Here is a 22646-nt window from a genome sequence, read left to right on the forward strand (position 1 = left end):
CGATACGGCTCTCCCCCGCCATCCACGAGAGCGTCCCGACGAACAGGCCGAGCATCAGCAGGGTAAACAGCCGGTACGCTTCCAGCTGGCCCAGGAGCGCCAGCGGCGCCGTCAACAGCACCCACAGCGGCGGGGTCAGGTTAGTAAGCCGGGCCCCGGTATCGTAGACGGGCTCACCGGAGAGCAGGGCGTAGGCGGACTCCCAGAAGGTCTCGAAGTCCGCGTGTACGTCCATCGAGCCGGTCGCGATCCTGGTTAGCGAGTCCTCGCCGTACCGGTAGTTGAGCCAGGCCACCACCACGAGAACGGCCGCCGCCAGCGCCCACACCGCCACGACACCGGCGCTCCGGTACCCCCTCAAGCCCAGGCTCCCGTGGAAGCACTCGTAAAGGCTCGCGCTGGAGGGTCATGGGCGTATAGAGTGGGCAATCCGAGCATACCCGGCATCATACAGCCCGACCGATAACGGTTCCGGGACCGGAAACGTGAGAAAAAGAACGTAAGAAAAAGAGACAAGGCCCGGCGCGGGTACCGCAGCCGGGCCGGATAGCGGAGAGGGAAGGATTTGAACCTCCGGTGCCGGGAGTACCGGCACGACGATCCCGAAGGATCGCCGCATTAGGCCACTCTGCCACGCTCTCCTCGCGGGCCTTACAGAGGCGAGAGTGTAAAGGTTAGCCGGGGCACGTTCAACGGATAAGCGGAAAATCTTCGCGGCGCGGTGCGGAGAGGGGGGGATTCGAACCCCCGGTGCCGGGGTTACCGACACAACGGTTTTCGAGACCGCCGCAATAGTCCACTCTGCCACCTCTCCGCGACGGAGTCTAAACCCTGCCCCGGGGTGGTTCAACTGCCGGTTAGATAGCGAGCCTGCTCCCGGCACAGCGTAAATAGCCCAGCGCATGATATTATTCACACAATATGAAAAAAGCGTCGCGACAGGCATTGTGGCTGATCGGGGTACCGCTGGTAGCCTTTGCAGGCGGGATAGTGGGATTTTTCCCCGTGTTCACCCTGGGACTTATGATTCCTATCTTCCTGGTCTTACCTCTGTCGCTACTGTCGGGGGCGTGGCTCGCTACGCTGTGTACCGGGTGGGTCGCCAATCTTGCTCGGTGGGGGCACAGCCGAAGCCGCCTGTTGGCCATCCTCGGCGTCTCTTTGATCGGCGGTTTCCTTGCTCTTCTACCCTACTGGGGCACGGCCTGGCTCATAAACACCCTCTACTGGCCATCCAACTCCGCTCTAATCGGGACCATCTACTACTCCCCTTACCTGGCCGGGACTATCGTCTTCGTGGCGATCACCTCTCTGGCGACGTGGAGGCTGCGCCTCCCAATGCAAGGAGGGCTAACCGGTGAACTCCGGTTAACCCTCCTGCTGCTGGTAGCCGTACCGGCGCTTATAGTCGGTACGATATTTGCTGGCTGCAACCTAACTTACTGTGGAGCTTAGGCTTTGACCCCGGAGCGGTTCAACTAGACTGGATAACGCGATTTCCACCACTACTTAGCTTTACAGTTCAGGCCAAGCTCTGTTTATCTCTTCGCAGGATGCTTCAATGGCTTTGCGCCGTCGTATGTGTGATCGAGGTGCGGTAAATATACGCTGTCCGAAAACGTCTACTACATAGCAAAGACGCCGATCACAGGGAAATTGAGAATTCGCTTCAACGAATTGCTGCAGCATAGTAGCTGCATAAGAACCGGCATTATCGGACATTGTGTAACTTTTACTCATGTGCAGTTTTACTGCTCCTGCAACAGAATCACCGGAACGTTTGTGCTTAGTAATCAACAGCTCTGGTTTAATACTTACAGAAACACTCTGTACTAATAACCTGGGGGGAGTCTGTTCGCCTTTGGTTAAGACAAGGCTGCCAAAGTCGAGCTTATCAGCCATATCGATAAAAGAAAGCAATGCCTCTGCACAAACTTTGTTTCTGTTCTCTTGCCAGTCTGTACTTGCTGTCGTATTTCGGAACTCGTCTACTTTGTCTAAAAGGTCTTCATAGTCTAGATTTCCAGAGAGGAAGTCAGCTACAAGATCCTGTGCGTCAGAATATCTGGATACGATAAAGTCTTTAGGCTTTTTCTGGTCCAGTACGATGCGGCGGCGACGAGTTGCACTGTTAGTGGCCGCGTACTCGCCCAATTTATTTACAGATATTCTAGGCTCAACTCGTTCCTTTAGCACAGTCTTTCCTCCTCTAGAAGGGTGCAAGCCCAGCCTTACTCTTACACCCTTCCGCGACTCGACGATTACAAAGCTACAATCACGCTTCTAACTAACTGCACTTTGAGTAGCCGCAGGAGAAGCAGGTGACACAGCCCTCCTGGCGGGTCAGGCCGCTGCCGCAGTCCGGGCAGGCCCCTATTACCGGCAGCTCCCGGGCCTCAGCCCCGCCGCTGCGCTGCTCGTCCTGGGTCATGTAGTGCTCTCCGATGGCCTTCGCCACGCCATCCGGCACGGAGAGGATCGCGCTCGGGCCGACCCCGGCCGGGTGCCCGTCCTGGATACCCCGGAGCTGGTGGTGGACCTCCTCGGGGCTCGCGCCGTGGGTCATGGCGAGTGAGATCATGCGCCCCAGAGCGTCGGAGAACGCGGACGCCGTGCCGCCCGGCTTGCCGATCACGACGAAGCACTCTCGGGGGCCGAACTCGTCGTCGTTCATCGTAACGTAGAGCTGGCCGTGGCCGGTCTGGAGCTTCTTGGTTACGCCGGATAGCGTGCGTGGTCTCCCGTTGCGGGCCTCGGCGAGCGAGATGTAGTTGCCCGTGTTCGCGTCGGCCGGAGCGCCCGTCGGCGGCTCCTCGGGGGCCTCGGATTTCCCGGTAGAGCCGGTGGATCCCGTCGAGAGCACCTGGGCCTCGCGCGAGCCGTCGCGGTATACGGCGATGCCCTTGCAGCCCGTACGGTACGCCTGCAGGTAGGCGTCGCCCACGTCGCCGGTGTCAGCCTCGTTCGGGAGGTTGATGGTCTTGGATATACCCATCGAGGTGTACTTCTGGAACGCGGCCTGCATCCTGACGTGCCAGTCGCTGCCGATGTCGTGGGAGGTCACCCACACGTTCTGCACGTCCTCGGGGACGCCCGGGATGTCGCGCACGCTGCCGTGCTCGGCGACCTGCTTCATCAGGTCTTCCGAGTAGAAGCCGCGCTCCTTGGCGAGCGCCACGAACTCGGGGTTCACGTCCGGCAGCTCCATGTCGGCCTGACGGCGCATGAACGCCACGGCGAAGAGCGGCTCGATGCCGCCGGAACAGCCCGCGATCATGGAGATGGTGCCGGTCGGGGCGATGGTCGTGACGGTGGCGTTGCGCACCAGGTCGCCGCGCTGCTCGTGGGTCGTGCCCTCGTAGTTCGGCATGACGCCGCGCTCGTCGGCCAGGTGACGGCTCGCCTCCCACGCCTCGTCGTCCACGAACTTCATCACCTTCTCCGCGAAGGCCAGGCCCTCCTCGGAGTCGTAGGTGATGCCGAGCTTTATCAGGGCGTCGGCGAAGCCCATCACGCCGAGCCCGATGCGGCGGTTGCCGCGGCTCATGGCGTCGATCTCGGCCAGCGGGTAGCTGTTCTGCTCGATCACGTTGTCGAGGAACCTGACCGAGGTGCGCACGGTCTCCCGCAGGCCGTCCCAGTCTATGGTGGACTCGCCGCTCGCTGCGCCCATGCTCGCGCCCGGGTTCTCGACGAACTTCACCAGGTTTATGGAGCCCAGGTTGCACGAGTCATACGGCGGCAGGTGCGCCTCGGAGCACGGGTTCGTGGACTCTATCGGGAACTGCGGCGTCGGATTGTCGTCGTTGATGCGGTCTATGAATACGACGCCGGGCTCGCCGTTGAGCCACGCGCCCTCGACTATCTCCCCGAAGAGGTCCCGGGCGTTCACCATGCTGTGGACCTCGCCGTCGCGCGGGTTGCGCAGGGCGAACTCGGAGTCTGACTCCACGGCCTCCATGAACTCGTCGGTGATGGCGACCGAGATGTTGAAGTTGTTGATCTGGTCGTTATCCCGCTTGCAGCTTATGAACTCCTCGATGTCCGGGTGATCCACCCGCAGGATGCCCATGTTCGCGCCTCTACGGGTGCCGCCCTGCTTGATCTTGTCCGTCGAGGCGTCGTATATAGCCATGAACGACACGGGCCCGCTCGACACGCCCATCGTGGACTTTACGATGTCGTTCTTGGGCCGGAGCTTGGAGAAGCCGAAGCCGGTGCCGCCGCCGGACTTGTGGATGACCGCCTGGTGCTTGAGCGTGTCGTAGATACCGTCTATTGAGTCCTCGACCGGCAAGACGAAGCACGCCGAGAGCTGCTGTAGCTCGCGCCCGGCGTTCATCAGGGTCGGCGAGTTGGGCATGAACTTGCGGCTGGTCATAAGGCGCAGGAACTGCTCCCGGGACCGCTCGTACAGCTCCTCGGCCTCCTCGCCCCGCTTGAACCTGTACTCGCCCTCGGCGATGTTCGAGGCGACGCGGAGGAACATGTCCATGGGCTCCTCCGTGGGCTCCCCGGACTCGTCCTTCTTGAGATAGCGCTTCTTGAGCACCGCGACCGCGTTATCCGAGAGCTGCATGATCTCGTCCCTCGCCTCGCTAGAGACGCCGCTGTTTCTCCCGTTGCGCTCCGTTTCCAAAGCCATCCTCCCCTTTGTCTTACGCTTGCCTTACTTACTTTACTTGTCTTACGGCCTTCGGCTTCTCCGCCGCTACCGCTTCTACTACTCTCGCTTTTACCGCTCTTGCTCCCGGCCCCTGCTACTGGCCCCCCTTACCCGCCGCCGGCTTCTCGGGGGCCGGAGCCCCGACGGCCCCTGAGAGCCGAACCAGCTCGGACTGGAACTGATCCACATCCGTGTACTGCCGGTACACCGAGGCGAACCTGAGATACGCGACCATGTCGAGCCTCCGCAGCCGCACCAGGGCCATGTCGCCCAGCCGCCGCGAGGCGACCTCGTGACGCCGGCGCTCCCGAAGCTCGGCCTCGACCTCGTCCACGATGTACTCGATCTCCTCCTCGGGCACCTGCCGCTTGGCGCAAGCCTTTACAAGACCGGCCTTGAACTTCTCCCGCTCGAAGGGCTCGCTCTCGCCGGTACGCTTCAATACCATCAACCGGAGCGGCTCACGCCGCTCGTAGGTGGTGAAACGCTCCCCGCACGAAAGACACTCCCGGCGGCGGCGCACGGCGTCCTTGTTCTCCGAAAGCCGCGAGTCTATAACCTTAGTATCCTCGAAATCGCAGTATGGACACTGCACCTTTCGACCTCCAGTGAGCCGAACGCCAGTAAACAGCCAACAAAACCAGCAAAAGCCAGCAAACTCCAACATCTGGTGCTCGGGAAAGCTAGCACACCACATGTTTGCAGAGCAACAGAGCTTTTCTCACCCTAAACATTAGCCTTACCCACCGTCTTGAGACGTCGAGGTGCATTTTTAAGGCGACTCTGCTGCGTGACCCTGCGGGCAGCGGCCCCAAAAAATCTTGCAAAAACTTTTCACGAAAGCTGTCGAAAGCGAAATTCGCAGCAAATCGTACACCTTTACCTTCAAGTACAGGCGGCAACACTGTACTACCAGTTTAACTCTAAACTTGTATGCTCGTTAGTCTTTTTCTACGGTTGAGGTTTATTAGCCTGGGGGTCCGCGAAGGGTGTTTCGGGGCTTCCGCGCCGCCAGCGGAAGAAGTCGCGGAGCAGTTTGGAGGACTCGGCTTCCAGGAGCCCGGCGGAGACGGGGAAGGTGTGGTTGAGGCGGCTGTCGGAGGGGAGGTCGTGGAGGGTACCGGCGAACCCGGCCTTGGGGTCTGGGGCGGCGTAGACCAGGCGCGAGATGCGCGCGGAGTGTGCGGCTCCGGCGCACATCGGGCATGGTTCGAGGGTTGCGTAGAGCGTACAGCCGGTAAGCCGCCAGGAGCCTACGGTTTCGGCGGCCCGGCGCAGGGCGAGGACCTCGGCGTGGGCGGTGGGATCTTTGGAGGCCTCGCGCTCGTTGCCCGCCACGGATAGTATCTCCCCCCCTCTGGCGACCACGGCTCCGATCGGGATCTCACCCCGCCCGGCGGCCTCCCGGGCGGCGTCGAGGGCCCGGCCCATGAGAGCCTGGTCCGTCTCACACGGGAGCCCGGATTCAAGGTCTGGCGACATCAACCGATAATAACAACCAGGGGCGCGGGAGACGTCCCTAGTTATGAGTCCGACGAGAGCCTGGAGGGGCCTGAGATGGATCGTGTGCGGGGAGAACGCGCTTTGGATGTTCGTGGCCTGCGGGGAGGTGTGCCGGGTGGAGTTTCTGGAGCCTAGGGGGCTGAGGTTCGAGAGCGCGATACAGAGTTTTCTGGACGGTAAATGCGCTCTCTACCAGGGAGTCAACTTCTGGAAGGCGCCCGACGGCTACCTCGAGGTACGGGTACACTCGGACCTACGGGTAGACGAGGAGCGAGGCTTGCTGGACGATCTACGCTTCGCCCGGAGCATCGCGGCGGAGATCTCCTCCGGAAGCGGGCGCTTCGCCTCCGCGGTGGAGGGCTTGCCGTGGCGGCTCATCAAGCTGGACGAGAGCGGCACCCGGGTAATCTTCCTGTACTGCCCGGAAGAGGGCAAGGTGATCTGGTCTCTAGGTTATCCCTAGAGACCGTTGCACGAAGCGCGACCTTACACTCATCCTACAATCACCGAGACAAGTCCAACCAGCATGGCTGGCCCGGGCTGGCGGCTCTCTTCCTGCGGTATACGGTCAAGCACGGTGCCTGTAGGGGCAAAAACTATAATCGCCGGCCTCGACGTGCTGAATACCGTACCGGCTGCGGCCCATTCAAATCCCGCTCATCTAGAACCCGGCCAGTCCTCCGCTCCCGGACAGACTTTCACCGCCGGGCCCAGAGGCCGTTTACTCGGAAGACCTCCGGCAAGCTATGCTCTGCTCTATTCGGCCTTCTGCCGGGCGCTCTCGACGTCCCCGTGTACCCCGGCCCACTGGCGGGCGGGCAGGCCCCAGAGCGCGATGAACCCGGCGGCTGCGGACTCGTCGAAGGTGCTGTTGGGGTCGTAGGTGGCGAGGTCCTGGCTGTAGAGCGGCTTCTCTGCGGTGCGCCCGGAGACGGTTGCGGAGCCCTTGTACAGCTTCAGGCGCACCGTGCCGGTGGCCGTCTTCTGGGTCTCGTCTATGAAGGCGTCGAGCGCGGCCTTTAGCGGGGTGAACCACAGCCCGTCGTAGGTGAGCTCGGCGTAGCGCTGCTCGACCTGGGCCTTGAAGCGCAGCACGTCCTTGGTAAGCGTCATGGACTCCAGCTCGCGGTGGGCCTGTATCAGGGCGAGGGCGGCGGGGGCCTCGTAGATCTCACGGCTCTTTATCCCGACGAGCCGGTCCTCGATCATGTCTATACGCCCGAACCCGTGCTCGCCGGCAATTACGTTGAGGGCGGGGATGAGATCCACCAGCGCCATCTCCCGGCCGTCCAGGCTCGTCGGCAGCCCTTTCTCGAAGCCGATCTCGACGTGGCGCGGCTCGTCGGGCGCATCCTCCGGCTCGGCGGTCATCTCGAACACGTCCGGGGTGGGCTCGTGATCGGGGTCCTCCAGCGGACCGGCTTCTATGGAGCGGCCAAACAGGTTCTCGTCCACGCTGTAGGGAGACTCTTTGGTCGTCGGCACCGGGATACCGTTCTCGCGGGCAAACTCCATCTCCTCCGGGCGGCTCATGCCCCACTCGCGCACCGGTGCGACGACCTTGAGGTCCGGCGCGATAGAAGCGGTGGTAACGTCGAAGCGCACCTGATCGTTGCCCTTGCCGGTCGAGCCGTGGGCGATATTTTCAGCCCCGACTTCCCGCGCCGCCTCCACGAGCTTCTTGGCGATCAGCGGCCGCCCGAGTGCGGTGAATAGCGGATACCTCCCACCGTACATCGCGTTCGCCTTTATGGCGGGCGCGACGTACTCGTCGGCGAACTCGGCCCTCGCGTCTCGCACGAAGGCGTCGGCCGCCCCTATATTCAGAGCCTTCTTCTTTACGTCCACCGCGGGCTCGCCCTGGCCGAGATCCAGATACAGCGCATACGGCTCCGCGCCGCGCTGCTCGAACCACTTCAGACACACCGAAGTGTCCAGCCCGCCCGAGTAGGCGAGCACTACCTTCTCTCCCTGCAAGTCTCTACCTCCAGATATACTAATAGTATCTAGCTAAGGTTCAGGGTTAATCTATGTTTCCGGCGGGCCGGGTCTTTGCCCGGCACACGTCGGTGAGGAGGCTGGTGACCTCCTCGGCGGCGGCGCTATCGGGAGCGGCGGCCATAACGGTGTCGAGGCCGGCTATGGTGCCGACTATCCTGAGGCCCCGGACGCGGTCGAGGACGTTTGCCACTGCTCCGGCGGTGCCGTCGCGGGTGTGGATGACGACCGTGTGCTGCGCCGGGGTGACGCGCAGGATAAAGCTCGGGAGCACCTCTATGCCGGCCATGCCGGGCTCGTGTGGCAGGGCGAGATAGCGGCTGCCGACCTTGAGGACGCCGAGCTCGGCCAGGTCGCGGCTTACGGTGGCCTGGGCGACCTCCACCCCGGCCTCCCCGAGAGCCTCGGCGACGTCCTGCTGCGTGCCGAGCTCTTTCTCCGAGATCAGGCGCAGTATAAGATCCTGGCGGGTGGTCTTGTCCATGTTGGACCTCGTGGCTCCCAAGCGTTCCTCCCTCTACGATTCTCTTTTATATCGTTTTTATACTGCCTCGACCTCTACTTCAGGTGCTCTAGCCCGAGCTCCTCGGGGTGACCGAGCGCGAGGTTCATGTTCTGCACGGCGGCCCCGGAGGCCCCCTTGAGCAGGTTATCTATGGCGGAGAAGAGTATTAGCTTGCCCGCCGTCTCGTCCACCGCCGCGGAAAGCCTCACGCGGTTGGTGCCCGTAACGTGGGCTATCTGCGGGTACTCCTCGCGGGCCTCGACGAAGGACCAGCCCGAGTAGTCGTCGGCGTACCACCCCAGGGCCTCCTCGGCGGTCGGGAGATCCAGAGGGTCCTCGGGCTCGACCGTGATCGTCTCCAGTATGCCCCGGCTTACGGGCACCAGGTGCGGCACGAAGGTGACGTCCGGCGTCTCCCCCACCCGGTCGAGCACGTTCTGTATCTCGGGCGCGTGGCGGTGGCGCGGGAAGCCGTAGGCGGAGACGTTCTCGTTTGCGCTCACGTAGTGGGTCTTTCCGGACGGCCGGGCCCCGGCCCCGCTCACCCCCGAGAGCGCGTTCACCGTTACCGACCGCACCCGCCCGTCCAGCCTCTTTACGACCGGCGCGAGCGCGAGCGTCGCGGCCGTCGGGTAGCAGCCGGGGTTTGCTATTAGCCGCGTGTTCTCCGGCGTGCCGAAGAGTTCCGGCAGGCCGTAGTGCGCCTCCTGTATAAGCCCCGGCTCGGGGTGCTCACCGTACCACTCGGCGTACAATGCGCCCGGCAGCCGGAAGTCGGCGGAGAGGTCCACGACCAGCCCGGCTCCGGCGTCCAGCAGCCGGGCTACGGTCTCGGCGCTCTCGCCGTGCGAGTACGCGACGAAAGCCACGTCGAGCCCGGCGGCCTCGACCTCCTCCGGCGCGACGAACTCCCCCTCCGCCGAAAGCTGCGGAAAGACGCCGCTTATCTTCTGCCCCGCGTTACCCCGCGAGGCGACCTCCAGGGAACCCACCTCCGGGTGCACCGAGAGCAGCCGTATAAGCTCGATCCCACCGTACCCGCTGCCGCCGTAGATGCCGACCTTCAAACCCATGCCCGCAATTACAACACCCCCGGAATAATTATTCAAGTTTTTGCATAAACCCCGTTGAACTTCCCGGAGCCGGGTGCGACAATCCCGCTGGCTTATGAATAAAGATTCAACATTTCGCATAGAGCCGCCGATGGAGGAGGCTCCGGGCGGGGCGACGGCGCCGGAGGGGTTCGCGGCGTGCGGCATCGTCTGCGGCGTGCGGGGCGAGGGGGGCCGGGATCTCGGCCTGCTCTACTCGGAGTCGCCGTGCGTGTCGGTGGGGGTGTATACGCGCAACGCCTTCGAGGGTGCGCCGCTTGCGGTAACGCGGGAGGCGGTAGAGGCCGGTGCGGTGCGGGCCGTCGTCGCGAACAGCGGCAACGCCAACGCCGCGACCGGAGCGCCGGGCGTGGAGGATGCGCGGGCCATGCAGGAGTCGGCGGCCCGGGCGCTGGGGCTCGGCGCGCGGGAGGTCGCGGTGGCTTCGACCGGGGTTATCGGGGAGCGGCTGCCGATTGAGCGTATACGGGAGAGCATCCCCGAGGTGGCCGGAGGGTTGAGCCGGGACGGGTCGTCGTTCGCCGAGGCCATACTTACCACGGACACGCGCACGAAAGAGGCCGCGGTTCGGGTGCCGCTCGGCGGCGGGTACGTTACCGTCGGCGGGACGGCGAAGGGGAGCGGCATGATCCACCCGAACATGGGCACCATGCTCGCCTTCCTGACCACCGACGCGGCGGTGGACCGCGACTGTCTGCAAGAGACTCTCGCCCGGACGGTGGACTTCTCGTTCAACCGCGTCACCGTGGACGGCGACACCTCACCGTCTGACATGGCGCTCCTGCTGGCGAACGGCGCGGCGGGCAACGAGCCGCTAAACGCCGACTCGTCCGAGTACCCGGCGTTCGTCGAGGCGGTAGAGGCGGTAACGAAACGGCTGGCGCGGGAGATCGCGCGCGACGGCGAGGGTGCCACGAAGCTGGTAGAGGCGACGGTCGAGGGGGCGCGGGATGAGGAGCAGGCCGCCGCGCTCGCGAAGGCGGTGGTCGGCAGCAGTCTGGTCAAGGCCGCCGTCGCCGGGGAGGACGCCAACTGGGGCCGGGTGCTGGTCGCCCTGGGGTACTCCGGCGCGGAGTTCGACCCGGCGGGGCTCACGCTGTACTTCGGCGGCGTGAAGGTCTTCGAGGCCGGTGAGCCCGTCGCCCACGACGAGAAGGCGGCGAACCGGGCGCTCGCCGGGGACGAGGTCGAGATCCGGGCGGTCGTCGGGAGTCGCGGGGCGTCGGCGACGGCGTGGGGCTGTGATCTCACCTACGAGTACGTCAGGATCAACGGGAGCTACAGGACTTGAGCGAGCCGGGAAAAACTCTGGACCCGGTAGTGGTAAAGGTCGGCGGCGGAGCTCTGGAGGGCGGCGCCCTGGAGGACGTGCGCGATCTGGCCGCCGGCGGGAGGCCCGTGGTGCTGGTCCACGGCGGCGGCAACCGGCTAACGCAGATGCTCGAAGCCCTGGGCGTCGAGAGCCACTTCGTCGAGGGGCTGCGCGTCACCGACGAGGCCGCGCTGGAGGTCGCGGAGATGGTCTACGCCGGGCACGTGAACAAGACGCTCGGGCGCGGGCTAAACTCTTTGGGCATCCCGGCGGTCGGCATCTCGGGGACGGACGGCCCGACCTTGCGCGTCTCCCCTGTTCCGGGGCTAGGACGGGTCGGAAAGGTACAGAAGGTGGAGGGAGCCCTGATCCAGACCCTCCTGAACGGCGGGTTCGTGCCGACCGTCGCCCCCCTGGGTCTGGGCCCGGAGGGCGCGTACAACGTGAACGCGGACTCGGCCGCCGCCGCCCTGGCGGTCGCGCTCGGAGCGGGGCATCTGTTCCTCCTGACGGACGTGGACGGGCTGCTGGCGGACGGAGAGCTGGTCTCCTCGCTCACCCCGGAGGAGTGCGAGGGGTACGTCGAGAGCGGGCTGGCCGCCGGCGGCATGGTGCCGAAGCTGCGCACGGCCTCCGAGGCGGCGCAGGGCGGGGTCGAGGCCCGGATAGTGAACGGAGAGCGACGAGGCGTGCTGCTCGACGCCCTCTCCGGCGAGAAGGCCGGGACGTTGGTATCCGGGAGGTAGGGAGTATCGGGACGCGGGAAGCATCGGGAACATGGGAAGCGTCGGAAGGAGCCCTGAAGTGGACGGAGTGAGCCAGACGGCCATACTGGAGACCTACAAGCGCATGAACGTCGCCCCGACGAGCGGGCGCGGGAGCTGGCTCTTCGACGACTCCGGCGGGCGCTACCTGGACTTTATCGGGGGGATCGCGACCAACTCCATAGGCCACGCCCACCCGGCGCTCGTCTCCGCGATAAAGGAGCAGTCCGAGAAGCTCCTGCACTGCTCGAACCTGTACGAGATGCCGCTACAGAAGGAGGTCGCGGGCCTGCTCGCCGGCCACACGAACTTCGACCGCACCTTCTTCTGCAACTCCGGCGCCGAGGCGGTCGAGGCCGCCATAAAGCTCGCCCGCAAGCACGCCCACGAGGCTCACGGCCCCGGGAAGCACGAGATCCTGACCTTCACCGGCGGCTTCCACGGCCGCACCTACGGCGGACTCTCCGCGACGGCGAAGCAGAGCATCCAGGAGGGGTTCGGTCCGCTGGTGGACGGCTTCGTCTACGCGCCGTTCGGAGACCTCGAGACCGCCCGCGAGAAGGTCGGGTCACAGACGGCGGCGATTCTGGTCGAGCCTATCCAGGGCGAGGGCGGCATCAACCCGGCCCCGGAAGGGTTTTTGGAGGGACTGCGTGAGCTCTGTGACGAGCACGGTGCGATGCTCGTCTTCGACGAGGTCCAGACCGGGGCGGGCCGCATGGGTCACCTGTACGCCTACCAGGGGATGGGCGTGGTCCCGGACGCCCTCACGAGCGCCAAGGGCCTCGGCGGCGGCGTACCCGTCGGGGCGCTGCTGGCCAGAGAGGATTTCGTCTCCATCGGCCCCGGAGATCACGGCTCGACCTTCGGCGGCAACCCGCTCGCGATGGCGGCGGTAAAGGCGGTGCTCGGCGTCGTGGCCGACGCGGACTTCCTCGCGGAGGTCCGCTTCAAGGGCAGCGTGCTGAAGCACGCCCTGGAGCGGGTCGCGGCAAAGGTGCCGGGGGCCGAGGTTCGCGGCGAGGGCCTCTTGCTTGGCCTCGATCTCGGCGATGAGTTGGCGCCGGCGGTCTTTGAGCGGTGCCTGGCCGACGGGCTACTCGTGAACCTGCTCGGCGGCGGCACCCTGCGCCTCGCCCCGCCGCTCACGGTGTCACGGTCGGAGATACGGAGCGCGCTGGATACGCTGCGGCGGGCGGTCGAGGCCGCGGGAGGCCCGTCCCGAGAGTCAACGGAGCCAGATGAACCCGATGGCTCCGCAGGATCGGCGGTGGCGTGATGCAGCGGTCCCAGACAAGCTCCACCGTGACGGCCCAGGGCAAGCCCCGCAACCCCGGCCCGCTCGCCGGGCGCGACTGTCTCACCCTCGCAGAGTTCTCTCCAGGGGAGATAGACCTGATCCTGACCGAGGCCGCGAAGCTCAAGACGCTGCGCCGCTCCAGCATCCCGTTCCAGCCCCTGCGCGGCAAGACGCTGGCGATGGTCTTCCAGAAGCCCTCCAACCGCACCCGGGTATCTTTCGAGGTCGGGATGTACAACCTCGGCGGCCACGCCCTCCACCTCTCGCCGGAGGAGATCCAGATGGGCAAGCGCGAGACCCCCTCGGACACGGGCCGCGTGCTCGCCCGATACATAGACGCCATCATGGTCCGCACCTTCGACCACTCAGAGCTAGAGGAGCTGGCGGCGGCCGCCGACGTGCCGGTAATAAACGGCCTCTCCGACGACCATCACCCCTGTCAGGGGCTAGCGGACCTGCTAACGCTGCACGAGGAGTTCGGCACCTTGGAGGGCCTGAAGGTAGCCTACCTCGGCGACGGCAACAACGTCGCCCACTCCCTGGCGATAGGCTGCGCGCTAACCGGCGCGGAGCTGACCATCGCCCACCCGGAGGGCCACGCCCCCGCGCCGGAGGTATTCGAGCTCGCCCGCAGCCTCGGAGCAGCGCCCACGCTTACTCAGGACCCCCGCGAGGCGGCCGACGGGGCCCACGCCCTCTACGCCGACGTGTGGGCCAGCATGGGCCAGGAGTCAGAGGCCGAGGACCGCAGAGAGAGGTTCGCCTCGTACCAGGTAAACGGCGAGCTCATGTCCCTCGCCTGGGAAGAGGCCATCTTCCTCCACTGTCTCCCCGCACACCGGGGCGAGGAGGTCACGGAAGAGGTGATAGACGGGCCCCGGAGCCGCGTCTTCGACCAGGCCGAGAACCGCCTCCACGCCCAGAAATCGCTGCTTTACCTTTTGCTCGGTTAGCCAAGCTAAAAAAGAGGAGCCCGGCCCTCACCCTGGACCGGGCAATACTCGGTTGGTGCGAAGCGTAGAGTAGTGCAGAGAGCTCAGGCGGCGGAGTAGATCCTGCGGGCGTACACGTCGCAGGACTCGGGCCGCAGCTCCCAGAATCCCATCACCGAGAAGTCACCCTTCTCGTCGAGCGATACGCTGTCCCCCACCTCGGGCAGCGTCTCCTCGAACCTCTGACCCAGGCGATCCCCGGTGTCCGCATCCAGGTAATGAACCGCGACCATCCTCTACTCCTCCCGAAAGACCGACTCCCGCACGAAACTACACGCGAACAATCTATCTCCGGCATTGCCATAAAACCAATCTTTTATTTTTATCGCCGGGATAGTCACATCCTATATCCAGCGGAGACTCACAGCAGAGGCCCCGGCGTAGAGCCAGGGCCTCGGGAGGATGCGATACCTGGGCTTGTAGGCTACGCTTCGACGAGCTCGGCCTGGACTATTACGCGGTCCTCGTAGTCGGGGAGGGTACAGGACTGGAGGCTCAGGATGTTACGGCCCTCCTTCGGCTGTATGACCTCGACCTGGGTAGGCTCGACGTCGAAGCTCTCGCGGAAGACCTCGTAGGTGTACTGCTTGCCGTTTGCGTCCTCGACGAAGATCTTGTCGCCCTTTTTGAGGTTGTCGAGGTCGCGGAAGGCGTGCCAGCTCGGCGTATTCTCGTAGCCGAGGGCGTGCCCGGCAAGGTACACGTTTGCCTCTTCCTGCCAGGGGTAGCCGGTGCTATCTACGTGTATGGCGGCGTGGTTCTTGAGCCCCTGCTCGGCGACGCCGTTGTTGATCGCCTGCTGAGTATAGGGGACGTTGGGGATCGTGGCGTTGTTAACGTTCTGCATCTTGGGTACGGAGACCTTGAGGGTCTTGTCCTGCGGCGCGGCCGCCTGCTCCGTGCTCTCTTTCTGCCTGGTGCTTTCCTGCTGCGTTTTCTCGCCCTTGTTCTCTTCCTCTTTTTGCGTATCTCCGCTCTGGTCCTGCCCCCCGCCGGACCCGGACTCCTCAGAGGAGCCACAGGCGGAGAGCGCGAACACCAGCGTTACGCAGGCCAGTATGAGTAGGAGGCTTCTCGGCCGCATGTGTCTAACCTTCTTTCTCACGGTACTCGTGGGTACAACGTTCTTTGAACTTGGCTTCAACGTCCGATGCGCTACCGTGCCACGATCGGGACCCGGAGCGCCTCGAACCCGGCCAGAGATTATACTAATCTCGCCCGGCTTTGGTGCCTCGGCTCACCTAAGCGAGGCCATAAAGTCGTCCCGCCGGTACAGATACTCCTGCGAGCCCGGAACCGGGTTCGGGTTGACGACCACGAGATCGAAGTTCTTCAGCACGTCGTCGAGCTCCTCCTTTTCGAGCCTGACCGCCCGCCAGCCGTCGCCCGGGATCTGGGCCCGCCACCGCTCGTAGAACTCCTCCGCCTCGCCAAGCCCCTCGAAGACGCACACCACCTCGCCCTCGTCGGCGCTGTAGGAAAGGTATCCGGGCACCTCGCCCTCCAGCCTCTCCAGCACCGCGTAACCGTTACCGTTTCCCGGCGTCTCGAACACCTTGAACCTCTCCACTCTCGAACTTCTTCCGCGTAAACTTCCGTAAGTGCAACCCGTTTATCATAACCTTGCTGGCTGTGACCGGGTTTCAGGAAGGTGGGTACCAGCCGGGCACGAGCAGAGGAGGCTCGTCGCGACGAGGCTTGCCTCAGCGGGGTCCGAGGTCACGATGTCACGGCAATTATAGTTAGCTCCTCAGACGGGGGCTTTGCACCAAAAGGCCAATTAAAGGAAGTTTTTTGGTTCAAGTTGCGAATCTGAACCAAAAACCCGCTCTGAACCAAAAGTCAATTTATGGATATAATCCGTGTATTCTCCGGTGAGGGAACATGGTATCCCCGGTGAGGGTTGAAGATAGCGGGGAGAGCAATATGGCGCGCACCGTCAATAGGGGGATGGGGACGCCTAGATTTGTCCAATTGGTCGCAACAACTTTTTGCGTCAATTTGCTAGAAAGAGTGATTCGCTGTACTTGCGAGATTCGGAAAATGGCTGGGATTCAGCGTACTCTTGGCACTCTTGCCAATTATCTTCAACCTGCTGTACGCAGCGACGTTCCCTGTGGACTTGACGCGCATGTACCTACTAGGACGCGGAGAGCTGCTGTTGCCCGCTGTTGGTTTGGCGGCTTCAACACTAGGGGACTTGGTGCTTACAGATCGGCGCTTCAGCCGCTTAAAGATAATCGCATCCCTAGCGTGCGTTGCCGTTATAGCCTGCGCTTCCTTCTACTTCGCCTCTGTATCAGGCCAGTACGAGATATCCGCAGAACCCAATACAGACGTGGTGGTCTGGATATCAATAGGCTTTTATGTATTGGCGGTAATCAGCAGTGGAAGCAGCCTGTACATATCGGAACAGGAGCGTAAAGATGACCAGTCTTGATCTCACTGTTTTCCTAATAGCTAGTGTTTGCGCGGGAGTCTCACTCGGGGCTGCTGTAGCTTCAAGGCGTCGCTATGTACGAGCAAAGAGCCAACTAGACGAATATAAGAGGCTGTCTGCCTTACGGCAATTGGAGTCTTGGCAAAAGCAGGGCATCTTAGTTATTCAAGGTGAAGCCCTGGAAACGGCTATCTATTGGGAGAAAGTTAATCCTGAGCCGCTAGAGCACCTAGTTCATGCCGTTCAAACTTTTGTAGAAAGAGAAGGTTTAGAACCTGGCACTCCGAACCCTCTAGTTCTCGCAGGAGCGGAGCAAGGGACAGCTAATAACAAACTAGACAAGGATGAAAAGCCAAGACAGATAGAGCTAAGAGCGGCATTTGGATAATCTACTGGCGATTCTAAAGTTTAGAAAGCTGCCTCTATGCCGAGTTCGTGAGTCGCCAGTATCAGGACGCAGATGTTATGACAGAGGACCTTGGCTAGAACCTCGTTGACCTGAGCCGTATCGCTCTTACCTTTTACCGAGGCTCCGAACTTGCGCTTTATCATGCTGAACGTGGATTCGACGTTGCTCCGGCGGTGGTAGTGATCCATGAAGCCTTCTCTGTTGAACATGAAGTAGTGGTACATCTTCGCCCACGTCGAATCGTCTTCGGGAACCACGGTATTTGACTTGAAGGGGATGAACGGCGTAGCTCCGAAGCCGTTCACGAGATCCATGTTCTGCTTGCCGAGGTAGGCTTTGTCTGCCGAGACTTCCCGAAGCTGGAAATTTTCGGCGGTCTGCTTTACCAGCGGCTTGAAGAAGTAGGAGTCGTGGTGTGTCCAGCCCGAAATATCCATCCCGGTAACTATGTTGGTCCGAACGCCGCAGATAAGGTGAGCCTTGAACCACTCCCGACCCTGATCCTTCTTTCCGTACTTCTTCTCGTGCCAGCGGGCAAAAGTGCTGGTGGAGAATCCCGAAGCGTCTACGGCGAAATCAGTCTCTACAGACTTCAAAGGCAAGCTACTCAGAGACACTAGTTCTTTCAGCACGTTAGTGAGGGCGGGATCTGCAAGATACCGATTTACAGAGTTGAAGTGGGCGGCTTTGTCAATTAAACCGTCAGCGTAAGCCTCTTGCAGATCAGAGGTAAAACGCCTTGCCGAGAAACCGACATAAACCTTGTAGACGCTAGCAAACACCATATCCGCAAGCGGAAGTCGCGGTCTACCCTTAGTCTGCTCGGGCTGCTCAATGCCACTACAGAGATCGGCAAGTAGCTCTGTGAAACGCACCTTTTCCTCTACTTGAGCGGCGTTGTAGGCGGTCCAAGAGCGGGATTTGCTTCCCTCTATCATGCAGTAATTATACTTGACCGCTCAAGCATATACACCAGTAGAATCCGGCTTTTGCAGGATAAATTCTGCTACAGAACTAGGGTATAATCCAGCTAGAGTAATAGTGGGGGCGACGGGAATCGAACCCGCATCACGCGAATTGGAGAGTCCGGCGTTTTGCCGTTAAACTACGCCCCCATTGTTACTCTCATCTCAAAAGGGGCTGTGTTGGCGACCTACATCTTGTTTCGGGTATCTGAAATTGGTATACTCGCACGTAAGCTCCTGGTTTTTGGGCAAATTTCCGGGGCTTTTATCAGGGGTCAGGGGTGTTAGAGCACTCCTGACCTCAGTTTTTAGAAATTCAGCGCATTGTTCTCCCCAACGTTCGGTCTTTCGTTGCTCGTTTTAATCGAAGTTTCTCCACCTGCCAGCTTAGGCAAAAATTCTGTATGCCCCGCCTCTGTTCTGCGGAACTTGTTCGGCTCGCCACCTCTGGCTTCCTCTACCAGTTCTAGCTTGCCTTGTTTGTGGAGTTCAGTTAGACGATTGGCAATAGCGGATCGGATGCTAGGCAACTTAGCTTCGGGATAGTCTCGCACGACTCGCTCTCTGACTACCGTCTGACTGATGATCTCCACGCTAGGGTCGGCAAGCGTGCTATCAACGTAACCCCATACAACCTTCTGAGGCACGGTTTGCCCCTTCTTGGTTTCAGTGCGCTTTGCAGAGCCATTAGCTGCGGCCCTTGAGTCCTCTTGTGATATGCCGGATATTGCGTGTTCACTTGGAGAAACCGCGTTGATTTCTTCCGAGTCGCCAAACTTCTCTATCCACCACGCGCGGAATTTTTCAATCTTCTCGTCACGCCGTGCTGCCGCTTGCCTTACCTCCTCATCATATTCGGAGTGGATACCGCTTACGGCATACCTGAAGAACTCGGAATTTGGTTTGGCGTCCACAGTAGGGCCAATATACCCTCTACACGGGTTGGCGTCAATGTCGCTTTGTCGTTTTGGCGTCAATGTCAGCTTGTGATTTGGTGAGAGCGCACATGAAAAACAACCTAGATGCGCTTAATAAGCCGCGCTAAACCTCGTAGTCAAGCTAAATTGTCGTGCTTGCGCCGTACACTTTACGCCTTCTCCTATCGGCGCTAAAAGTGTGTCAAAGATATTGTCTTGCCGTGCTTAATCGCTCAGGCTAGAATTGTCGTATGACCGAAAAGAATAAAGCCGCTCAAGAACTCGGTAGACTCGGCGGCAAGAAGGGCGGCAAGGCCCGCGCCGAGAAGCTATCTCCTGAACGCCGAAAAGAGATCGCCCGTGAAGCTGCTAAGAAGAGATGGGCTAAAAAGCGAGAGGAAGAAGCTCCTTAACGGTCAGTAATGCTAAAGTTCCTCTCTAAGTACAAGCTAGTATTCGCTATTGGAGCACTTACAGGGCTATCTCAATTAACGGGGCTGCTTCCCAATGTGCTGGGCTGACTAACGTATGCACTGTTGGTTTGCTCCGTGCTTCTAGCGGCGTACATAAAGTATACGGAGGTCGAGCCGGACCTCCGCTTTGAGGAGAAGAGGACGTTCTTTTTGGATAGCGTTTGCCTAAACGCTATGGAGCGACTCAGAGAGTTCGATGAGACTGCTCGCCTCAATATAATGGAAGTTGAAGGAATTGGCACTGAAATCTCTAAATCTTTGAACATCATCTATGATCTATTCGTTGAGCCGAGTCACCCGGACAAGATGATGCCCATGGGCTATACGCAGGGTGTTTGCGGTGATGCTGTCCGGAAAGGAGACCTATGTTACGCAGAAATCTCGGACCCTGAGCGACCGACCTTTGGATTGGACGCCGAGCAGCTAAAGAAGACCGAACATGTCACTTTCGTGATCAGTGTGCCGATAAGAAGAGCGGTGAAAGGCCCTGGTGGGAAGACGAATCTGACGGATGAAATAATCGGTGTGGTAAACATCGACAGCGGTAAGCCTAATCCTGAGAGCTTCTACAAGGACACGATCATTGAAGGCGAATCCCTGCTCCAAAGACAGTTTACAGCCCTGCGGGAGATTAGCGAGTATTGTTCTCGACTCTTGTGTTAAGGAGGCACTTGATGGAGGTGAGCCGCAGAGTATAATCATAATTTATAGTGGCGCGAGTAGCTCTGTACCTGTAGACTCCAAGACTACCTAGCGTGAGAGGAGTCAAGCGTGGGTTCGGGCAGGAGGTCGGTAGGTACGGTGAAAGAAAACCAGAACATCGTGGTAGTCAAGGGGGCCGCTCCAAAGAGTGGAACCGAACTTACCAGGGAAAGGATGTCGGAGAACCTACGTTCTCTAAACTCTAGCTGGACGAAAGAGAGCGATAAGGAGCGCACAGACTCGTAGACAGCAACAAACTCGCAGACAGCAATTCATAGTGAAAAAAGGCTCTCGGTTAACCGAGAGCCTTTTTGTCGATTGCGTTTACTTTTGCAAGTGGCCTTTTAATCTACAAGGCCAGACCGATCATCACTCTACAAGCATCAGACTTTTAGTTCAACTTTCCACTTTTTGGTTCAGAATGGCTTTTAGGTGCAAAGCCTCAGACGGGCTTGAAGAGTCCCAATATATGTGTAAACTGCACATAGTCCTGTTTTCGTGATCCTTTCACGGCATCCGGGGCTCTCCCTCGGGCTCCGTGGGGAGTATAAATAAGAGGTTTTTCTGGAGGGGGAGCCTCTTGCGAGCCGGGCGCGCGGGGCGTGTCCGGCTCTTTTCGTTCGTGCCGGGAGACTAGACCGGTTTCGTGGCCGAGATGCCGTACATCAGCGGCACGCGCGGCGCATTCTCGGGTGGGACCATGCGGCGCCCGGGCAGCTCGCGCATGCCATGGAACTGGCGCTCGCCGTTTGCGTACGGGTACTCCTGGAGGGTTTGCAGGATCATGCCGGAGCCGGCCAGGGCGGTGACGACATCGCCGAGGCCCCAGCGGAAGAGATGGCACGGCTCCGGGTTCTCGAAGTGCCGCACGCCCGGCTCGTGTCCTGCCGGGGTCAGGCCGCCGTCCGAGTCTCCGACGTAGTCTCCGACCCCTTCATCGGCTTCGAGAGGCTCGCCGCCGGAGTAGTAGTCGTTGGCCAGCCGCCAGTCGGCGTCGAGCATCATCGCCGCCGGGTGGAAGTCCACCAGCGCGAAGCGTCCACCGGGGGCGAGCCTGCGGTGGAGGCCCGCAGCCCAGCGATCGAGGCCGGAGAGCCAGCATATGACGCCGTATGAGGCGTAGACGAGGTCGAAGTCCGGCTCTCCCGTTCGTTCGAGCCAGTCGTAGAGGTCCGAGCGCACGAAGTCGGCCAGTATGCCGGTCTCCTCGGAGAGGCGTCTCGCACTCTGCACGGCCTGTTCGCTGATGTCCACCCCGGTTGTCTCAGCCCCGAGCCGGGCCAGGCTCAGGGTGTCGCCGCCGGTGTTGCACATGAGGTGGGCCAGGCGCTTTCCGGCCACGCTTTCGGCCCCGCCGAGCAGGCTCAGGTCCTCCGGGAACAGGGTGGATCCTCCCCGCCGCAGGAATCCCGCGAGGTCTCCGCGATGGCTCTCGTGCGCCGGGACCACCGCCTCCCAGGAGCGGCGGTTCTGCTCCCGAAGCTCCCGGAGCTCCCGGAGCCTCCGGCCGTCGTCCGCGCTCAACTCCGCGGCCTCTCCGCCACGGCGGCCTCCAGGGCGGCCAGGAAGCCGTCTACCGTATCATCCCATGCGGGTAGCTCCGCGGACCGGCGATGGGCATTCTCCGAGAGTCTCCGGCGCAGGGATGGGGTCGTGATCAGGTCCAGAAGCCTTTCCGCGAGCCCGGCCTCGTCTCCGGGCTCGACGAGCAGGGCGGCGTCGCCGACCACCTCGGGCACGGGCCCGGCGGCCGGGGCGATCACGGGCAGGCCGTACGAGAGCGCCTCCGCGTAGACCATGCCGTAGCCCTCGTAGAGCGAGGGCAGCGCAAAGACCGAGGCCCCGGAGTAGGCACGGCGCAGCTCATCCTCCCCGACCGGACCGCGCACGACTATGTCCTCCGAGCCGGATACGGCCTCGCGCACCCGGGCGGCGTACGCTGGGTCGGCGGCGGTCTCGCCTACGAGCTCGAGGATCGCCCCGTGACCGGGGGGCAGCGAGCGCCAGGCCCGCACGAGGCCGAGTACGTTCTTGCGTGGGATCCACTGCGCCACACATAGGACGCGCAGCACCCGCAGCGGAGACTCTCCGGGTCCATCGGCCCCATCCGGCGCGGCATCGCCGGTGGGCCGCTCAAGGCCGGGCGGGACGACGTGGATGCGCTCCGGGGAAACGTGACGCTCCCGGAGTATCGAGAGGCCGTGGCGGCTGACGCAGACCACGCGGTCGGCGCGCAACAGCGGCTCCTCCAGGGGACGCTCCGCCTCCCCGGAGCCCGCGACGCCAGCGGAGCTCGGTAGCTCGTGTACCATAGCCACCACGGGCGTTGTCTCGCGCCAGCGATCCAGGTGGGCGGCGCACACGACGCGGGCGAGGGCGTCGACCGAGATCACGTCGAACTCTTGCGGCGCGAGCCGTTCTCCGAGGGAGTGAGAGGCGGCACGCTGCTCCCCCACCCCCTCGGCGGAGGCCACGATCTCCTCCACCTCGACGCCGCGCCCGCGCAGCCCGGATAGCAGCCGGGCGTTGTAGCGGTGGCCGCCGGCCTTGCGGGTGGTGTCGCCGACGGTAACGAAGGCGAGGCGCAT

Annotated in this window: 24 protein-coding genes and 3 tRNA genes; 9 read left to right on the forward strand and 18 right to left on the reverse strand. The window is 62.0% G+C overall.

Annotated elements, in window-relative coordinates:
- The 3 genes from ABD53_RS07575 to ABD53_RS07580 form a co-directional block, all read right to left on the reverse strand.
- Nucleotides 1-361: hypothetical protein (locus ABD53_RS07575; protein WP_047865186.1), on the reverse strand; the 361-nt coding region annotated here is incomplete at its 3' end.
- A 189-nt stretch (nucleotides 362-550) separates the two neighbouring features.
- Nucleotides 551-642: transfer RNA gene (locus ABD53_RS16885), tRNA-OTHER, on the reverse strand.
- An 82-nt stretch (nucleotides 643-724) separates the two neighbouring features.
- A tRNA-Ser gene (locus ABD53_RS07580) sits at nucleotides 725-814 on the reverse strand.
- A 326-nt stretch (nucleotides 815-1140) separates the two neighbouring features.
- Here ABD53_RS07580 and ABD53_RS16890 point away from each other — a divergent pair.
- Nucleotides 1141-1455, forward strand: a complete 315-nt coding sequence (locus ABD53_RS16890; RefSeq protein ID WP_152670648.1) for a hypothetical protein — start codon at nucleotides 1141-1143, stop codon at nucleotides 1453-1455.
- A gap of 60 nt (nucleotides 1456-1515) precedes the next feature.
- On the opposite strand, the gene ABD53_RS16895 is transcribed toward ABD53_RS16890, so the two are convergent.
- From ABD53_RS16895 to ABD53_RS07600, 4 genes are all read right to left on the reverse strand, one after another.
- The gene (locus tag ABD53_RS16895) at nucleotides 1516-2196 is read right to left on the reverse strand and encodes a hypothetical protein (protein WP_152670649.1); all 681 of its coding nucleotides are present in this window, start codon (nucleotides 2194-2196) and stop codon (nucleotides 1516-1518) included.
- Between the two features lie 91 nt (nucleotides 2197-2287).
- Complete coding sequence (locus tag ABD53_RS07590; protein ID WP_235401439.1) at nucleotides 2288-4639, reverse strand: vitamin B12-dependent ribonucleotide reductase; 2352 nt, start codon at nucleotides 4637-4639, stop codon at nucleotides 2288-2290.
- Between the two features lie 121 nt (nucleotides 4640-4760).
- Nucleotides 4761-5261: a transcriptional regulator NrdR gene (gene nrdR, locus ABD53_RS07595; protein WP_047865188.1), complete on the reverse strand. Its 501-nt coding sequence runs from the start codon at nucleotides 5259-5261 to the stop codon at nucleotides 4761-4763.
- 356 nt (nucleotides 5262-5617) lie between these two features.
- Complete coding sequence (locus ABD53_RS07600) at nucleotides 5618-6148, reverse strand: nucleoside deaminase (RefSeq protein WP_047865189.1); 531 nt, start codon at nucleotides 6146-6148, stop codon at nucleotides 5618-5620.
- A gap of 43 nt (nucleotides 6149-6191) precedes the next feature.
- Here ABD53_RS07600 and ABD53_RS07605 point away from each other — a divergent pair, with 43 nt between their 5' ends.
- A complete protein-coding gene (locus ABD53_RS07605) occupies nucleotides 6192-6632 on the forward strand; it encodes a hypothetical protein (protein WP_152670650.1) in 441 nt (146 codons plus the stop codon).
- Between the two features lie 293 nt (nucleotides 6633-6925).
- Here the strand turns inward: ABD53_RS07605 and ABD53_RS07610 are convergent, their stop codons facing one another.
- The 3 genes from ABD53_RS07610 to argC are packed head-to-tail and all read right to left on the reverse strand — an operon-like array spanning nucleotide 6926 to nucleotide 9745.
- Nucleotides 6926-8146: an argininosuccinate synthase gene (locus tag ABD53_RS07610; RefSeq protein ID WP_047865191.1), complete on the reverse strand. Its 1221-nt coding sequence runs from the start codon at nucleotides 8144-8146 to the stop codon at nucleotides 6926-6928.
- A 46-nt stretch (nucleotides 8147-8192) separates the two neighbouring features.
- Nucleotides 8193-8672, reverse strand: a complete 480-nt coding sequence (locus tag ABD53_RS07615) for an arginine repressor (RefSeq protein ID WP_053057809.1) — start codon at nucleotides 8670-8672, stop codon at nucleotides 8193-8195.
- A 53-nt stretch (nucleotides 8673-8725) separates the two neighbouring features.
- Nucleotides 8726-9745: an N-acetyl-gamma-glutamyl-phosphate reductase gene (argC, locus tag ABD53_RS07620; RefSeq protein ID WP_160309643.1), complete on the reverse strand. Its 1020-nt coding sequence runs from the start codon at nucleotides 9743-9745 to the stop codon at nucleotides 8726-8728.
- A gap of 130 nt (nucleotides 9746-9875) precedes the next feature.
- Between argC and argJ the strand changes: the two genes are divergently transcribed.
- The 4 genes from argJ to argF are packed head-to-tail and all read left to right on the forward strand — an operon-like array spanning nucleotide 9876 to nucleotide 14113.
- Nucleotides 9876-11075, forward strand: a complete 1200-nt coding sequence (argJ, locus tag ABD53_RS07625) for a bifunctional glutamate N-acetyltransferase/amino-acid acetyltransferase ArgJ (protein ID WP_047865193.1) — start codon at nucleotides 9876-9878, stop codon at nucleotides 11073-11075.
- On the forward strand, nucleotides 11072-11842 hold the full coding sequence (gene argB, locus ABD53_RS07630; RefSeq protein ID WP_047865194.1) for an acetylglutamate kinase: 771 nt from the start codon (nucleotides 11072-11074) through the stop codon (nucleotides 11840-11842). Before argJ ends, argB begins: the two co-directional genes overlap by 4 nt.
- 58 nt (nucleotides 11843-11900) lie before the next feature.
- Nucleotides 11901-13139, forward strand: a complete 1239-nt coding sequence (locus ABD53_RS07635; RefSeq protein ID WP_235401441.1) for an aspartate aminotransferase family protein — start codon at nucleotides 11901-11903, stop codon at nucleotides 13137-13139.
- Nucleotides 13139-14113: an ornithine carbamoyltransferase gene (gene argF, locus ABD53_RS07640; protein ID WP_084709441.1), complete on the forward strand. Its 975-nt coding sequence runs from the start codon at nucleotides 13139-13141 to the stop codon at nucleotides 14111-14113. The genes ABD53_RS07635 and argF overlap by 1 nt, the downstream gene beginning before the upstream one ends.
- 83 nt (nucleotides 14114-14196) lie before the next feature.
- On the opposite strand, the gene ABD53_RS07645 is transcribed toward argF, so the two are convergent.
- From ABD53_RS07645 to ABD53_RS07655, 3 genes are all read right to left on the reverse strand, one after another.
- A complete protein-coding gene (locus ABD53_RS07645) occupies nucleotides 14197-14385 on the reverse strand; it encodes a hypothetical protein (protein WP_047865195.1) in 189 nt (62 codons plus the stop codon).
- A gap of 191 nt (nucleotides 14386-14576) precedes the next feature.
- Nucleotides 14577-15236, reverse strand: coding sequence for a class E sortase (locus tag ABD53_RS07650; protein ID WP_047865196.1), 660 nt, complete (start codon nucleotides 15234-15236; stop codon nucleotides 14577-14579).
- Nucleotides 15237-15389: 153 nt separating this feature from the next.
- Nucleotides 15390-15722, reverse strand: a complete 333-nt coding sequence (locus ABD53_RS07655) for a hypothetical protein (RefSeq protein ID WP_047865197.1) — start codon at nucleotides 15720-15722, stop codon at nucleotides 15390-15392.
- Between the two features lie 856 nt (nucleotides 15723-16578).
- Between ABD53_RS07655 and ABD53_RS16900 the strand changes: the two genes are divergently transcribed.
- Nucleotides 16579-16980, forward strand: coding sequence for a hypothetical protein (locus ABD53_RS16900; RefSeq protein ID WP_152670651.1), 402 nt, complete (start codon nucleotides 16579-16581; stop codon nucleotides 16978-16980).
- A gap of 20 nt (nucleotides 16981-17000) precedes the next feature.
- Here the strand turns inward: ABD53_RS16900 and ABD53_RS16515 are convergent, their stop codons facing one another.
- The 3 genes from ABD53_RS16515 to ABD53_RS16905 form a co-directional block, all read right to left on the reverse strand.
- On the reverse strand, nucleotides 17001-17939 hold the full coding sequence (locus ABD53_RS16515; protein ID WP_084709415.1) for a transposase: 939 nt from the start codon (nucleotides 17937-17939) through the stop codon (nucleotides 17001-17003).
- Between the two features lie 104 nt (nucleotides 17940-18043).
- A tRNA-Glu gene (locus ABD53_RS07670) sits at nucleotides 18044-18116 on the reverse strand.
- 158 nt (nucleotides 18117-18274) lie between these two features.
- Complete coding sequence (locus ABD53_RS16905) at nucleotides 18275-18880, reverse strand: hypothetical protein (RefSeq protein WP_152670652.1); 606 nt, start codon at nucleotides 18878-18880, stop codon at nucleotides 18275-18277.
- A gap of 254 nt (nucleotides 18881-19134) precedes the next feature.
- On the opposite strand from ABD53_RS16905, the gene ABD53_RS17480 reads away from it, so the two are divergent.
- Nucleotides 19135-19296, forward strand: a complete 162-nt coding sequence (locus tag ABD53_RS17480) for a hypothetical protein (protein WP_200900332.1) — start codon at nucleotides 19135-19137, stop codon at nucleotides 19294-19296.
- A 123-nt stretch (nucleotides 19297-19419) separates the two neighbouring features.
- Complete coding sequence (locus tag ABD53_RS07675; RefSeq protein WP_047865199.1) at nucleotides 19420-20019, forward strand: GAF domain-containing protein; 600 nt, start codon at nucleotides 19420-19422, stop codon at nucleotides 20017-20019.
- A 672-nt stretch (nucleotides 20020-20691) separates the two neighbouring features.
- Here ABD53_RS07675 and ABD53_RS07680 read toward each other — a convergent pair.
- Nucleotides 20692-21582, reverse strand: coding sequence for a class I SAM-dependent methyltransferase (locus ABD53_RS07680; protein ID WP_047865200.1), 891 nt, complete (start codon nucleotides 21580-21582; stop codon nucleotides 20692-20694).
- Entirely contained in the window at nucleotides 21579-22646 is a 1068-nt protein-coding gene (locus ABD53_RS07685; protein ID WP_047865201.1) for a glycosyltransferase family 4 protein, read from the reverse strand. The genes ABD53_RS07680 and ABD53_RS07685 overlap by 4 nt, the downstream gene beginning before the upstream one ends.

The organism is Rubrobacter aplysinae, from assembly GCF_001029505.1.
GTDB lineage: Bacteria > Actinomycetota > Rubrobacteria > Rubrobacterales > Rubrobacteraceae > Rubrobacter_A > Rubrobacter_A aplysinae.

Excerpts from the sequence above, each read along its gene's own strand:
- ABD53_RS07605 (WP_152670650.1), top strand. The coding sequence starts at position 6,192 with ATGAGTCCGACGAGAGCCTGGAGGGGCCTGAGATGGATCGTGTGCGGG.
- ABD53_RS07685 (WP_047865201.1), bottom strand. The coding sequence starts at position 22,646 with ATGCGCCTCGCCTTCGTTACCGTCGGCGACACCACCCGCAAGGCCGGC.
- ABD53_RS07600 (WP_047865189.1), bottom strand. The coding sequence starts at position 6,148 with ATGTCGCCAGACCTTGAATCCGGGCTCCCGTGTGAGACGGACCAGGCT.
- ABD53_RS17480 (WP_200900332.1), top strand. The coding sequence starts at position 19,135 with ATGACCGAAAAGAATAAAGCCGCTCAAGAACTCGGTAGACTCGGCGGC.
- ABD53_RS07645 (WP_047865195.1), bottom strand. The coding sequence starts at position 14,385 with ATGGTCGCGGTTCATTACCTGGATGCGGACACCGGGGATCGCCTGGGT.
- argJ (WP_047865193.1), top strand. The coding sequence starts at position 9,876 with ATGGAGGAGGCTCCGGGCGGGGCGACGGCGCCGGAGGGGTTCGCGGCG.
- ABD53_RS16900 (WP_152670651.1), top strand. The coding sequence starts at position 16,579 with ATGACCAGTCTTGATCTCACTGTTTTCCTAATAGCTAGTGTTTGCGCG.
- ABD53_RS16515 (WP_084709415.1), bottom strand. The coding sequence starts at position 17,939 with ATGATAGAGGGAAGCAAATCCCGCTCTTGGACCGCCTACAACGCCGCT.
- ABD53_RS07650 (WP_047865196.1), bottom strand. The coding sequence starts at position 15,236 with ATGCGGCCGAGAAGCCTCCTACTCATACTGGCCTGCGTAACGCTGGTG.
- argC (WP_160309643.1), bottom strand. The coding sequence starts at position 9,745 with ATGGGTTTGAAGGTCGGCATCTACGGCGGCAGCGGGTACGGTGGGATC.
- argF (WP_084709441.1), top strand. The coding sequence starts at position 13,139 with ATGCAGCGGTCCCAGACAAGCTCCACCGTGACGGCCCAGGGCAAGCCC.